Genomic DNA, 14,621 nt, shown 5'->3' on the forward strand with positions numbered 1-14,621 from the left:
ACCCTATTTATTGAGTTGTTCCAAAATCTGTTTCGCCGCCCGCACATCGTAATCCGAATCCTTCTGGTTTTCTTTCAAAAGTGATTTTACATTGGCTACTGCCGGCTGTGCTTTCAGTCCGATCGTTTCCAGCACATTCAATGCCTGTACCCGCGCCATCTGGTTTTTGTCGGTCAGTGCCTCACTCAGTGTTTGTACCGGCTTATCGGTTTCTCCCAATGCAAGCAGCGACTCGGCGGCCGCGATACGCACCGCTATTTCGGGATCGCTGAGCAATGTGAGGAGTTTGCTTTTAGCAGAAGCCGCATCATTTTTCAGTACAATAGTGCCGATTACAGCCCAGTAACGAACCACCGGATCTTTGTCACCCAGCCTTTTTGTAATCTCACTCAACTTCGATTTGTCACGTGAAGACGCGATTTCAGCCGTTTCTACAACTCGTTTCAAATCGTATCTTCCACTCTTTGCATAATCGTAAAGCGGCGTGGTTTCGGAGATTTTACTAAGAAGTGCCTCCGGAATAAAGCCCACATCTTTGGATTCGATCAGCCAGTTGTGGTTTACTTCCCGCAGTTTCGCCAGGGTAGTTTTGTACCTGGGATCGGCGGCCAGGTTATGAATGTTGTGCGGGTCATTTTCTACGTCAAAAAGTTCCTCGGCAGGTTTTTCCTGCCAAAATCTGGACTGATCTTCATTCAGCCGGCCCGCTTTGAACTCAGCCTCCCAGGATGGCATCGAAGGCGCTTTCCATAAATATTCCAGATGCTGCGCGTAGATTTTATGTGGAAGATAGTTGCGGATGTACCTGAACTTTTTGTCCCGGACAGTCCGCGAAAGATCGGTACGCTCGTCCATTCTCCCGCGAAACCCGTACGCATAGTCGCGTTCTTTTACCTGCTGTTTCCCCAAAAAGGCTTTTCCCTGCATGTAGGCAGGTATTTCAAGTCCCGCCAGGCTCAAAATACTTGGCGCAAAATCCAGGAACGTTACGATGCGGTCAGTTTGAGTGCCAGGCTTTCCGGGCGCCAGGGCTGCGAACTTTTCAGGAACATGGATAATTAATGGCACGCGCAGGCCCGATTCGTATACAAATCGTTTGCTGCGGCCGAGGATACCGCCATTGTCTGCGTAATAAAAAACGATCGTGTTGCCGGCCAAACCCTGTTCGTCGAGTTCTTTCAAAAGCGCCCCGAATTGCCTGTCCATTTCCTCTATCTTATCATAATACTGCGCCCAATCGTGCTTCATTTCTGCCGTTTTGGGATGGTAAGGCGGTAACGGCGCTTTTTCAGGATCGTGCTTCAACTTTTCGGTCGGTACCGAAGTATGAATACCGCTTTCGTGGGAAACATTGAGGTTAAAAACGGCGAAAAACGGCTGGCCGGGCTTACGGTTTTTGTAAGTAGCTTTTCCACTGGATTCATCCCAGGCTTCCGTCTGATCAATCGTGTTGTAATCCTTCTTGGCATTATTGGTTGTGTAATACCCCGCCTCGCGCAGATATCGTGGAAAAAATTTGACAAAATCCGGAACCGGGTAAGTGCTCCGCATGTGCTCGGTGCCCAATGAAGGCGGGTACATTCCTGTAATCAATGTGGATCGCGAAGGCGCGCAGACTGGCGCAGTTGCAAAGGCATTTTTATACAAAACGCCTTGCGTCGCAAATTTGTCGAGATTGGGCGTAGTGGCGTATTTGTCGCCGTATGCACCTAAAAACGGACTGTTATCTTCGCTGACAATCCAGAGAATGTTGGGTCGATCCTGGACAGGTTTGTCCTGCTGCTGCGCTTTAACCGTTGTTAAAGCAAGCGTCATCAGAAATATTAATCTTTGAAAAGAAATTTTCATTAAAAAGGGCCTTTAAGATGAATGTGATCTGCTTTTTTGGCGGCTCCCGGCATTTCACCGCGTTTGTCTTTGCTGGCTGTCGGCTCGCCGGTTTCGCGGTCGTACCAGTCGGGCGTGAGGTTTGCAGGTTCCGTGTCGCCGGTTTCGTCCTGCCATTGCTTGAGAATGCGCCGGAGCTCGCTTACATGGGCGGCGTAAGCTTTGTTGGTGACTTCGTTTTTCATTTGCAGCGGATCTTTTTGGTTATCGAAAAACTCCTCCGCGGGCCGAGGCTTGAGCAGCGCGTCGTTTTGCAAAACGGTCAGCTTACCGCTCGCTTTTGTGGCTTTCAGTGCTTTGGCGGAAGGACTTTGGTTGGCGTCGATCGGACCTGCATTGTCCCAATCAGGTCTTTTATTAATGATATACAAAAAATCCTTACTCCGCACCGAGCGTTCGTAGGCCGCGTAATCGTGCCAGTTATGTTCGGCAAAAACGTATTTGCGAAATGCTTTTTCCGGCGATTTAAACAGCGCCGCAAAGCTGGTACCCTGGATCGTTTCCGCAGGTTTGACGCCCGCCAATTCCAGTAACGTAGGGGCAATATCAATGCTGCTGATCAGACTTTCACAAACCTGCCCGCCTTTGATCCCGGCAGGCCAGCTCACGATAAATGGCGTTTTTACACCCGCATCGTACAGCCGCGTTTTGCTGCCCGGAAACGGTCTGCCGTTGTCGGCTGTGAAGATAATGAGTGTGTTTTCTGCAATTCCCTGCCTTTCCAGCTCCTGCCGCAACTCGCCGACATACCTGTCCAGCTGTGAAATCTCATTGTAGTAAAAAGCCAGATCCTGCCGCGTTTCCTTCGTGTCCACCAGCGTCGGCGGGACAATAACGTCACTTTCAGGATTGTGCTGCGAGCCATCGGTCTTCGCAGACCAGGGCCGGTGCGCATCAAATGGCGCGAGCCAGAAGAAGAATGGTTTATCTTTCGGCCTGGCTTTCAGCAGATTGTTCCATTGCAATTCGCCGCCTTCGCCATTGGCTTTCCGGTCCACCAGCAGCGTATCGTAAGCCCTCCGCGTGTTCGGGCCTTCGTGCCATTTCCCGACCAACGCAGAAAAGTAACCCTGCTGTTTGAGCAATTCCGGGAAATATTTCAAATGCGCCGGCAAAGGTGCGTGCAGCTCGGCCGCTCCGGTATTATGCGGATAACGCCCCGTGAGAATGCTGCTCCGGCTCGGGCTGCACGAGCTGGCTGTGAGGTACATATTGGTAAACCGCAGCCCGTCTTTTGCCAGCTTGTCGAGGTTCGGCGTTTTGATCTTTTTATTTCCGTAAGCCCCGATATCGTCCCAACTGATATCATCGCCGATTATGAAAATAATGTTAGGTGCCTGCGCGGCAGCTGTTTTAACGCAGCTGCCGGCAAGTACGAAAATCAGCAACAGGATTTTTGCAAGTTGTTTTTTCAATGTTATTTTAATTTAAAAACACGAAAACGAATGAAACGGGGTGATTAATAACTGTTCTGCGTCAGCCCCGGATTTACGTCAATGGCACTCTGCGGTATCGGGAACAGCAACTTGCTTTCGGTAATGTTGAATCCTTTTGACTTCAGAACCTCCACCGCGCGGCCCGTGCGAACCAGATCAAAGAACCGGTGAAACTCAAAGCATAATTCTGTCCGTCTCTCATGTTCAATGGCGAGCGCGAGCGTCGAATATTTATCAGGGTAACCCGTTTTTCCATAGCCCGGCAGCCCGACACGTTCCCGCACCTGGTTGAGATAAGAAGCGTCCCCGGTGGCTTCCGAGTACGAAAGCAGAACGTCCGCATACCGCACCAGCTCCACATTCTGGCCCGGGTATCGCCAGTTTGGGTCGTAATATTTTTGTGTAAATGGATACTTCACAAACGCGCCGGTTTCCAGGTTCACATAACCGGGATATACCGATACATTCCTGCGCACCGTATCAGCCGCTTCAAACTCATTCGTCAGGTCGGGCGTGGGACTGTTCAGCCCGCTGCCACGGAAAGTTTCGGAGCTGCCGGGCAGGTGAAAAGCCCAGTGGTAAGGTGTGTAGGTTTGCTGGTAATTGCTGTTCACCGCATTTTGTCCGGCCAGAAACTGCAATTCCAGGATCGATTCCTTTGAATTTTTGGTACCCGGCGCAAAGTTGAATGCATAGTCGGCGCTGTTGACTTTTCCGTCCTGATTCGCATCGAGCGAATATACATGGCTGTCGATGATCTCTTTCAGTTCTTTTGCCGCGTTGGTTTTGTCGCCGATCGTCAGGTATACTTTTGCCAGAATCGCAGTTGCCGCGTATTTCGTAATCCTGCCCACATCGGCACCCGCGTATTTTTCGGGCAATGCCGCTTTGCTGGCTTTCAGGTCGGCGATGATCTGCTGATAAATCGTCTCCTTTTTCTCCCGCAGGTACGTATAACTTTCGTCGGCACTCACTACTTTCAGCGGCATTGGAATATCTCCCCAAACCCGGACCATATTAAAAAAGATGAGCGAGCGGATGAATGTAGCTTCTGCTTTCAGGCGGTCTTTCAATGCCGGATTGCCAAACTGTACGGTCGTTTTTTCAAGCTGACTGATCGCATTGTTGCAGATATAAACCGAGTTATAGCTATTGTTCCACGCAGTCTGGATCGGACCATTGTTCGGCTGGATCCTGAATGCTTTGATATCATCCTCGAAAGTGGTCGAGCCGCCCGAAAACTCAATATACGTATTGTCCGAGTAAAGCTCGCCGTACAGATCCACCAGCCCGCTGGCTGCATAAGAACGGTTCAGTTGCCGGTACACATCGTTTACAGCCTGCACGATCTGCGCCTCTGTGGTGTAAAAATTCCCTTCCGAAAGCCGCGTTTCCGGATACTGGTCCAACTCGCTTTCGCTGCACGAAATGGCTGATAATGCGGCGAGAATGTAAAATATATGTTTTTTAAAAAGCTTCATTTCTTTTTTGGATTTGAGTTAAAAACCAATGTTCACGCCGAATGTGTAAACCTTTGCCGAAGGATACGGAGAATGCGTTACGCCGCGCGCAGTGGCACTGGTCGCGCTGCCGTTAAAGTTTTCGGGATCAAAAACCGGTGCGTTTTTATGCGTAAAAAGATTTTGTCCGTTCACGTAAATCCGCAGCGATTCCAGGTTCAGTTTGGATAAAATCCCGGACGGGAATGTATAGCCGGCTGTCAGACTTTTCACCCGGAAATAGGAACCATCCACAATCCAGTAACTCGAAGCCGTTTTCTCATAACCGTCCAGATCCACCGTCAGTTTATAATGGTAACCGTCGCCCGGCTCCTGCTCCGACCGCCAGCGGTTGGTCATTTCCTTGTAGTAATTCCGGCCTTCGTGGTACAGCATGGAGCGGTGAATGTTGTTGTCATACACGTCGCTACCCTGCACACCCTGGATCAACACGCTGAGATCAAACCCTTTGTAAGTCAGGTTATTGGTAAAACCCCAGATAAAATCCGGCGCATAGTTACCGATGATCGTTCGGTCTTTCGCATTCAGCACACCATCGCCGTTGATATCCACATACCGCCCGTCGCCCGGCTTGGCGGATGCATAATGCGACGGATCGGAGTCGATCTGGCCCTGGTTCATGTACACGCCATCATACTGGTAACCGTAGAAGCTGAAAATCGGCTGACCGACCTGGTTGATCGACTCCATCCCAAAGCCCGGCTGGTAGATCATCGGCGCATTGTCTTTGCCCAATGCGAGTAATTTATTGCGGTTGCGCGAGAAATTCAGCTGCGAAGTCCAGCCGACCGCGCCTTTGAGGTTATGTGTGGTCAGATTGAGTTCAAGTCCTTTGTTTTGAAGCTTGCCGATGTTTTTGAAAACACTGTTAAAACCTGAAACAATGGGCACCGGTACGTCCAGCAGCAGCCCGTCGGATTTTGAAATGTAGTAGTCGGCTTCCAGCACAATGCGGTTGCTGAACAAACCCAGATCAAGTCCTGCATTGAATTGCTGCGTGCGCTCCCATTCCAGGTCCGGGTTGGTAATGCTGCCCGGATAGTAAGTCGTGCCCAGGTTATTGCCAAACGCGACCCTTCCCTGCGACATCGCGCCGATCCATTTGTAGTCAGCAAAACGGTCGTTCCCCGTGAAGCCGTAGCTCGCGCGCAGTTTCAGGTTGTTCAATGGTTTTACGGAGCTTAAAAAGCTTTCGTCCGAAACGACCCAGCCGCCGGAAACCGACGGGAATACGCCCCATTTATTATTTGGCCCAAAACGAGAAGAACCATCACGCCGAATGCTGGCAGATAGCAAATACCTGCCTTTGAATGTGTAATTCAGACGTGAAAAATAGGAGATCAGGATGCTTCTATTCTTGTCATCCTCTGCCTGAAAAACAGTCTTTCCAGCGCTCAGTGCCTTGATCAGGTCATTGTCGTAACCCCGCCTTTCCTGGTTGGTGTAGTAATATTCATTGTTATTATACTCCATCCCGGCAAGTGCGGAGAACGCATGTTCCTTGAAGGTTTTGTCGTAGGTAAGCAGGTTCTGCGAGGTGTAATTCAGTGTGCGCGATTGGTTTACCGTCATAATTCCCTCTGTATAATACGTCGGCCCGAGGTTATGGTCAACCGCCTGATAGTTGTTGTTATCAATGCGGTTATAGAAGAAATTAAGCGACGATCTGAAACGCAGGCCGGGCAGAAAATCGATCTGCGCAAAGACATTTCCGAGGTTGTTGAACTGCCTGTGCTGAATGTCGTCTGTGATCTGATAAAGCGGGTGGCCGTTTTTCGGACGGAATAAAATCGCGTCGTACTTCTCAAAACCTGGTGTATTCGCAGGCGCGCCCAGGAAGCCATTGTTTCCGTAAACCGGGTAAATGGTCGGGTATTGCACCGCCCATTCTACCGTCCGGTTATAAGGCTCATTCTCGTGATCGTAAGCCACATTGAGCATTCCGCCCACTTGCAACCACTTTTTGATCTGCGAGCTGGCTTTGATGTTGAAGGTGTATTTTTTGTAATCCGAATGGATCACAATGCCTTTTTGCTTCACATAACCCGCCGAAACGATGAAGTTTGTTTTCGCATTGCCGCCACTCGCATTCAGCTCGATTTTCTGCATGGGCGCAGTCCTGAAAACGACGTCCTGCCAGTCAGTATCCTGCAAATTTTCGGGGTTATCGAATGCCGTAGGCCAGGTGTACTTATATTGTTTGCGGGCTTCGATCGTATTAGGTGCAGCCGGGTCGCCGCCGCTTTCGATCCAGCCATTTTGTGCCGCGTCGATGGAAGCCTGGGCATACTCGCGCGAGTTCATTACGGCAATGCGGTCGATCACTTTCTGGATACCGTACGAATAGTTGACGCTGAATTTGGTCCTGCCTTCTTTCCCGCTTTTGGTCGTAATCAAAATCACCCCATTCGCGCCGCGCGAACCATAAATAGCCGCCGAAGAAGCATCTTTCAAAACTTCCATGGACTCGATATCTCCCGCACTCAGCAGGTTCAGATCGTAGTTCGGGATTGGCATTCCGTCGATCACGATCAGCGGCGAGCTGCTGGCCGAGACCGAGTTGATCCCCCTGATCTGGATCGTGGAAGAAGTACCCGGCCGGCCATTGCTGGACAAAACCTGCACGCCCGGAATTTTCCCGTACAACGCCTGACCCAGCTCCACAATGGGCCTGCTCGTAATTTCCCGGTCCATTTTCACGGAACCTACTGCGCCGGTCACGTCGCTTTTTTTCTGCGTTCCGTAGCCCACAACCACAATTTCATTGAGCTGCTTCGTATCCACTTCCAGCGTAATATCGATGGTAGAGCGGCCGTTAATGGCCACCTCGCCCGACCTGTAACCGATCCCTGAAAACACCAGTACACCGCCTTCCGGCGCCTGTATTTCGTAAGCGCCGTCGGCATTGGTGGTGGTTCCATTGGTCGTGTTTTTCAAAATCACATTGATCCCCGGTGCGCCGGAGAGGTCGGTCGGAGAAACGACTTTGCCTTTAATGGTGAATGTTTGGGCGGAAGCGCCGAGGGAGGACATGATTGCCACCAGCAATATTGCCAAATAGGATCTGACGATCCCGGGTGATGGTAATTTTGTAACCATTTGTTTGAATAAGTAAAATAGAATAACCGGGTTGGCTGTTCACTGGTGGTTAATGGCAGCTAACTCTATATAGTTGATAGACAAAGTAAAGAGTTCGAAGGCCTTTTTACCTAATATTGAAGCAAGAATTTTTAAAAATAAATCTTTCGTGCGCAGATATGCCCAGGCTGGTACCCTTATCACTGTAAGGCACGAGCCGCGAATGTTGGGCAAAGTTTACGTTTTCAACAGCCACCCTTTTACAGGACCTGCATCAAGAGATCTTTGCAAGCTAATATGAACTTGAAAGGATAAACGCCGACTGTGATGACGGTGATTTTGGGTAAGAATGACTTTCCTGTGCGTAAGGATTGATTGGGGAACTTTGGGACTGAGCAGTTAGCAGACCGCCTATCTGATCAGATAGACATTTACAGACTTCTTAACGTCTTCCAAAGTCTGCCTGGGCGGTTCGAATCCTGCGGGAATAGGTTGTTTGGCAAAGGTTTGCAAATACAGCACCCAGGCGTCCCGCCACCAGGTTGCTTCCCTGCGCTGCACTTTTAATCGCCCGGCCACATCGGTGTAAATCTGAGTGTCCAAACTCGGTTTCGCCAGATCCCACTGCTGCTGCATCCAGGAAACAGAGTCGGCGCCGGTGTAAAAGCGGGTGCAAAGCTCTTCCCACAATGTTCGGCCCGTATTCAACTTTTTGTCCCAGCGCACGTGGTGAAACCATAGCAGATATGGCAGAGGCGTTTGGTCGGGGTTATTCCACTGCTTTTGCACTTCCGGCCGGTACTGCGCCAGCGCATTGCTTCCGGATGCTGTTCTGTCGAAACCTAGTCCTGCTGAATCGGCGCGATGGTAGTATACTGCGGTCCAATCGGGCCGGGAGCCTTTGTTTTGCCAGGGTTCGGGCGCAAAGTGAACGCCCATCCAGGGACGTGAAAGTCCAAGCGGGGTATTATAGTCGACGTAAATCTCGCGTGATCGCAGCATGAGTGCTGTAATGTGGCCACCGGCTTTCTGGTTTCGTGTCAAAGTCAACGCAACCCATTCCTGTGCAATTTGCTCAGAACTCAGCTGATGGTCCCAGCTCAGCCTGCCGAACGCATACCAATTGGCCTGCGCCAGCGGATGCCCCGTCCAGTTCCGGCTGTTACCGGTGTTTGCCACGCCTGCCATGAGCGTCCGCGGATACCCGTGCAAACTCCCATCGACAACCTTTGCTACGGTCGATCCTGCCCCATTCACATAAGTATCCGAATCCAGACATTCTTTGAAAATAGGTGCTTCATACACCGCGTGCGTGGCAAATCCCAGATATTCCTGGGTGATCTGAAACTCCATTCCCAGCGGCGTTTTCGGCATATTTCCAAACAGCGGCGAAAACGGTTCGCGCGGCTGAAAATCAATAGGGCCATTCTTCACCTGCACAATCACTTTGGGATCAAACTTTCCATCCAGCGGTACAAATTCCTCATACGCCGCCTTGAAACGATCCGCATTAGGGTCCGCCTTGTAAACAAACGCCCGCCAGATCACAATGCCATCGTAAGGTTTGAATGCTTCGGCAAGCATGTTCGCTCCGTCGGCGTGCGTGCGGCCATAATCCTGCGGGCCCGGCTCTCCTTCTGAATTTGCTTTTACCAAAAAACCACCGAAATCAGGGATTTCCCTGTAAATCTGCGCGACCTTTTCTTTCCACCAGGCACGTACCTGCGGGTCGAGCGGATCGGATGTTTTGAGTCCGCCCAATGTTTTCGGCGCAGCAAAGTACACTGATAAATAGGTTTTGATCCCATACTTCCGCATCACATTGGCCACCGCGGCAACTTTCACAATGTATTCCTGCGACATAAACCGCGCACTGGCATTGACATTGTTGAGCACGGTTCCGTTAATCCCCAACGACGCATTTGCCCGCGCATAATCCGCATAACGCGGGTCGACACGCTCCGGCAGTTCATACCATTTCCAGAGTGATTGACCTGCGTAACCGCGCTCAATCGTCCCGTCCGGATTATCCCAGTGGTTGAGCATCCGGTAACGCACTTTCGGGCTGCTCGCGAGGCTTAATCCTTTGATAGGCAATTGCATTTGCATATGTCGCAGCAAGGCAAATGTTCCGTAAAGTATGCCGTTTTCTGATTTTGAACTAATCATTATATTTCCCTCAGAAACCTGGATCTTATAACCCTCGGCTTGGTGCGTAGTATCTGCGCCTGTTTCAATTTTTAAGATAATTCCACCCGACTTTCCGGCAGTTGAATTGGTTACATTCACTGTTTTCCCCAGCAGTTTCTGCAATCCCGTTTGCAGCTCGCCGGCCGCACTTTGAAGGATCCCACTTTTCGCAGACTGGCCAATAAATGCCGTATATTTTAGATATTCCGTTTTGACAGATGCAACGCTAACAGGCTCATATCTAAGCCACAACCGATATCCATCATCACCGTCAGAGGCCAACGGATCAGCGGTAAGCAAGTTCGAGCTGATCAAAAAACAGCTTAGATAGAGGAAGAAATGGCTTTTGGTCATGGTGATATCTGCTAAAATTATTTATCTCCGCGTATAATTTGCCCTGAATCCCCGTCCGTCCGAAACGGCGATGCGGGGAGATTGGCGGAGTTATAAAAGTTAATTCCTTCGGGATTATCCTGCCAGGCATAACGTACATATACGGGCGTTTTAATCCTTTCGCTCCACAACACGATCTGATCTTTTCCCACAATCTGCGCATCGGCCCAAACGAATTTTTTGTCGTCCCCCGCAATCGCGAACCAGCGCAACGCTTCGCCGTCGCGGGAACGAATGCCTTCGGCGACGTGATCGAAAGTCAGGCGGATCTTGTCGCCTGCAATGCTTTGAGATTTCAATGTCGGGCCGCTGTAAACGACATTTTTGTCGCCGTAGGCAAGGTTTCTGGCGGACAATGCCAGTCTTTTTCCAATGTCTTTTTTGTTCAAAGGATGAATATCGTTCCACTCGCCCAGATCCAGCGTCACCGTCACAGCCGTATTTTTTAGTGTTAACGCCTGATTCTGTGCCTCCCGGAGCAGCGCCATATTGCTTTCCGCAGGCATGAAATCAATGTCTTGAAAATTAGGAAGCTGGACCACCAGAAATGGCAAACCCTGATCATTCCAAAGCCTGCGCCGGTCGTTGATCAATGCCGGCAAGAATGCCCTGTACGGTTTGGGATCGCTCACATTCGACTCGCCCTGATACCAAAGGAAACCGCTCAGTTTCACAGGCAGCACCGGTGCGATCATGGCATTGTAAAGTGCGGCAGGCTGGTTTTGGGCGACAAAAGGCGCGTGAATGCTATCGCCCTTTTTTGATGGTGCAAAAACCTGTCCGACCTTATATTGCCACGTCCCTTTCAGATCAACTTGCTGATCATTGGAAGTCATGAAATAGGGTTTATCCGACACAAAGCCACCTTTTCCTGCCGTATTCGTTACCCGTGTCACAAATATATTCTTGCCCGGTTTCAGCAAACCGGCCGGAATTTCGTAACGGCGTGGCGGATATTGATAAGTTACCCGCCCGATACTTTTTCCATTGACAAACATTTCATCCGCATCCACAATGCGCCCCATATAAAGCTTCACCGGCTTGCCAATCCAGCTGTCAGGCACTTCAAATTCCCTGCGAAACCACACCACACCATCCAGATTTTTGAGTCCCTGGTCTTCCCAATAACCGGGGATATTGAAATTCCGCCAGTCTTTGGGCTGATATGCTTCGCTTTCCCAATGTTCGGTTAGTCCCTGATCGTTTGACCGGGGCTTTTGAGGTGTATTTTTTAAGTCTTCCTGCTTCCTTAATTTCACATAGGAAGTGTCTTTGTTTTTATCAATAACCTTTAATATCTCAGCGAAGTCCTGATAACCGCCTTCACTGATCCACGCTTCAATAGGTGTGCCGCCTACAGAGCTGTTAATGATGCCGATCGGTACCTTGTATTGGTCGTAAAGATCTCTGGCAAAAAAGTAAGAGACTGCGCCAAAACCAAGCACGTCTTTGGGACTTGCTGCCTTCCATTCCGCATTGGGAAAGTCCTGCTGCGGGCCGGTGAGATCAATTAATGTGGGGATGAAAAAATTCCTGATGTCGGGATAATTGGCGTTGGCGATATCCTCGGGGAAACGCTCTTTCACGCGCTCCATGTTAATGACCATATTGCTTTGTCCGTTGCAAAGCCACACATCCCCAAAGGCAATATTCCTAATTCGGACTTCATTTTTACCCTTCACCAGCATTTCAAAACCCGTCCCGGCAGGCTGCGCGGGTAGCTCAATCGACCATTTTCCGTCCGCCCCCGCTACCGCACTTCGAGTTTTGTTTTTGAATATTACAGTTACCTTTTCTTTCGGTGCAGCCCAGCCCCAAACCGTGATCGGCTGGTCGCGCTGCAATACCATATTGTCCGAGATCAGCCTCGGCAAACGAATCTGGGCAAATACCTGGACGGAAAGAGCGGTAAGCAACAATAAAAACTGAAAGAAGCGCATTCGTTAAAGGAAAATGAGCAATGCTTTTTAAAAATTCACGACGCCGTCAAATGCTTTTTTTGGTTTAAAATTCTGGTCAAAAAGCAGCGGATAATCCTTGCGGCCAGGCACCGGAAAGTTGTCCAGCCAGGTCGTTTTATCTGAAACATTCCAGAATGTCACGCCGGTAATGGTGCCTTTGTATTTTCTGAATGTGTCGAAAATCATCTTGTAATGTGCCGCCTGCTTTTGCTCCATTTCCGGCGTAAAAACGCTTTTTTCATCGCCGGCTTTTCTCTCCCGGCGTTCATGTTCTTTCGGGTGTACCGAAACGTCGAGTTCGGTGATCTGAACGGCCAGGCCCAGGCTCGCAAATTGTGTGATCGACTTTTCCAGCTCGGCCTGCGTGGGTTCATAGATGGACCAATGTGCCTGCAATCCTACCCCGTGAATCGGGACGTTTTTCTCTTTCAATTTCTTAACCAACTGATAAATTTTCTCCCTCTTTACGGCATTTTCGGTGTTGTAATCATTGTAAAAAAGCCTGGCATCCGGATCAACAGCATGCGCGTATTCAAATGCTTTCTGAATATAGTCCTCGCCAATGATCTGGTAAAATTTGGATTCCCGGTAAATTCCCTTACCTGTGTCTGGAACTGCCTCGTTTACAACATCCCAGGCGTAAATCCTGCCTTTGTAATGCGTCATCACATCCGTAATATGCTGTTTCAAACGGGACAATAATTCCTCACGCGAAACCTGCGCTCCGGTTGAATCCGTGAAGAACCATTTGGGGGTTTGGTTATGCCAGCAAAGCGTATGGCCGCGCACTTTGATACCAGTTGCCTGTCCAAATTCCACGATCGCATCCGCGCCCATCCAGTTATAACGATCTTTTTCGGGATGGATCGGCCCCATTTTCATCGCATTCTCGGGCGTAATGCTGTTGAACTGCTGCTTAATGAGTTCCGCTTCCGGGCCGGTTACGCTTCTCGGGGAAACCGCCACGCCGATGGGGAAGTAATCCTTATAGGTTTCTTTGAGCGATTTCTGGGCCAAAATATTGTGCGACGAAAACAGTGCTGCCGTAACCGTCACCGCTTTTAGCCAACTGATCAATAATGAAAGTTTCGCCATGTTAAGGATTAATGGTTTTAATGTCGCCATTGCTATCCCGGAGCAACTCCCTGACCTTCACATTCCGCAAATGCGTTTTCCCTGATAGTGCCGCGTCATGATAGAAAATATACCACTTCCCCTGCACTTCCACGATCGAATGATGGGTTGTCCAGCCTTCTACCGGGTTCATAATCACGCCTTTGTAGGTAAACGGACCGTAAGGGTTGGTTCCTTCTGCATAACACAGCAAGTGCGAGTCACCCGTGGAATAAGAGAAGTAATATTTCCCGTTATACTTATGCATCCAGGCGCCTTCGAAAAAGCGGCGTTTGTTGTCGGATGCCAGAATCGGCTTGCCGTTTTCATCCAGGATCTGCACATCTTTCAAAGGCTCCGCGAATGACAGCATATCATCGCTCATCACCGCTACTTTGGCGCTTAATGCGGGTTCATTTTCGTGTCCTTTGCCCAGGTCCGTCATTAAAGTTTTGTCATATTTTCCAGTATGCCAGCGTTGCAGCTGACCGCCCCAGATGCCTCCCAGATACATGTAACTTTTACCATCTGTATCCGTAAAAACCGCCGGATCAATGCTGTAACTTCCTTTCATAGGCTCAGGCTCAGCCTTGAATGGGCCGGTCGGGGATTTGCTCGTTGCCACACCCATGCGGAATACACCTTCTTTGTCTTTTACGGGAAAATAGAGATAGTAGGTGCCGTTTTTGAATGCTGCGTCGGGCGCCCACATTTGCTTATCGGCCCAGGGCACATCTTTTACATCCAGCGCCACGCCGTGATCGGTCACTTTCCCACCGATCTTGTCCATGGAGTAGACGTGGTAATCGCGCATTTGAAAATGCCCGCCTTCATCGTCCTGGGGCACGTCGGCCTCAATGTCGTGGGATGGATAAATGTAAATCTTCCCGTTAAAAACATGGGCCGAAGGGTCGGCGGTGTACAGGTCGGTTACCAATGGTTTAACATTGGTAACCTGACAAACACCATTTTGAACACCTAAACCGAACGCCACCACGGACGCCGATATATTGAATAGCAAGCTGCGGTTTATCATCATTTCA

8 protein-coding genes are annotated in these 14,621 nt (G+C 49.9%); all 8 read right to left on the minus strand.

What is annotated here, in order from left to right; all coding sequences use genetic code 11:
• Positions 1–3: 3 nt before the first annotated feature.
• Positions 4–1,848 (minus strand): sulfatase family protein, encoded by a 1,845-nt coding sequence (locus tag FXO21_RS01060; protein WP_149638358.1) that lies wholly within the window; start codon positions 1,846–1,848, stop codon positions 4–6.
• On the minus strand, positions 1,848–3,302 hold the full coding sequence (locus FXO21_RS01065; RefSeq protein ID WP_149638359.1) for a sulfatase family protein: 1,455 nt from the start codon (positions 3,300–3,302) through the stop codon (positions 1,848–1,850). Before FXO21_RS01065 ends, FXO21_RS01060 begins: the two co-directional genes overlap by 1 nt.
• Positions 3,303–3,346: 44 nt before the next feature.
• Positions 3,347–4,804 (minus strand): RagB/SusD family nutrient uptake outer membrane protein, encoded by a 1,458-nt coding sequence (locus FXO21_RS01070; RefSeq protein ID WP_149638360.1) that lies wholly within the window; start codon positions 4,802–4,804, stop codon positions 3,347–3,349.
• A gap of 18 nt (positions 4,805–4,822) precedes the next feature.
• Positions 4,823–7,942 carry a SusC/RagA family TonB-linked outer membrane protein gene (locus FXO21_RS01075; protein ID WP_149638361.1) on the minus strand — a complete coding sequence of 1,040 codons (3,120 nt, stop codon included), beginning with the start codon at positions 7,940–7,942 and terminating at the stop codon, positions 4,823–4,825.
• A gap of 390 nt (positions 7,943–8,332) precedes the next feature.
• On the minus strand, positions 8,333–10,465 hold the full coding sequence (locus tag FXO21_RS01080; protein WP_149638362.1) for an alpha-glucuronidase family glycosyl hydrolase: 2,133 nt from the start codon (positions 10,463–10,465) through the stop codon (positions 8,333–8,335).
• A gap of 17 nt (positions 10,466–10,482) precedes the next feature.
• A complete protein-coding gene (locus FXO21_RS01085) occupies positions 10,483–12,444 on the minus strand; it encodes a sialate O-acetylesterase (protein WP_149638363.1) in 1,962 nt (653 codons plus the stop codon).
• Positions 12,445–12,471: 27 nt separating this feature from the next.
• A complete protein-coding gene (locus tag FXO21_RS01090) occupies positions 12,472–13,560 on the minus strand; it encodes an endo-1,4-beta-xylanase (RefSeq protein WP_149638364.1) in 1,089 nt (362 codons plus the stop codon).
• 1 nt (position 13,561) lies between these two features.
• Positions 13,562–14,617: a glycoside hydrolase family 43 protein gene (locus FXO21_RS01095; RefSeq protein WP_225865518.1), complete on the minus strand. Its 1,056-nt coding sequence runs from the start codon at positions 14,615–14,617 to the stop codon at positions 13,562–13,564.
• Positions 14,618–14,621 lie beyond the last annotated feature (4 nt).

This window comes from Dyadobacter sp. UC 10 (genome assembly GCF_008369915.1).
Classification (GTDB): domain Bacteria; phylum Bacteroidota; class Bacteroidia; order Cytophagales; family Spirosomataceae; genus Dyadobacter.

Coding starts and splice junctions, on each gene's coding strand:
- FXO21_RS01060 (WP_149638358.1), bottom strand. CDS start 1,848: ATGAAAATTTCTTTTCAAAGATTAATATTTCTGATGACGCTTGCTTTA.
- FXO21_RS01070 (WP_149638360.1), bottom strand. CDS start 4,804: ATGAAGCTTTTTAAAAAACATATATTTTACATTCTCGCCGCATTATCA.
- FXO21_RS01075 (WP_149638361.1), bottom strand. CDS start 7,942: ATGGTTACAAAATTACCATCACCCGGGATCGTCAGATCCTATTTGGCA.
- FXO21_RS01080 (WP_149638362.1), bottom strand. CDS start 10,465: ATGACCAAAAGCCATTTCTTCCTCTATCTAAGCTGTTTTTTGATCAGC.
- FXO21_RS01085 (WP_149638363.1), bottom strand. CDS start 12,444: ATGCGCTTCTTTCAGTTTTTATTGTTGCTTACCGCTCTTTCCGTCCAG.
- FXO21_RS01090 (WP_149638364.1), bottom strand. CDS start 13,560: ATGGCGAAACTTTCATTATTGATCAGTTGGCTAAAAGCGGTGACGGTT.
- FXO21_RS01095 (WP_225865518.1), bottom strand. CDS start 14,617: ATGATGATAAACCGCAGCTTGCTATTCAATATATCGGCGTCCGTGGTG.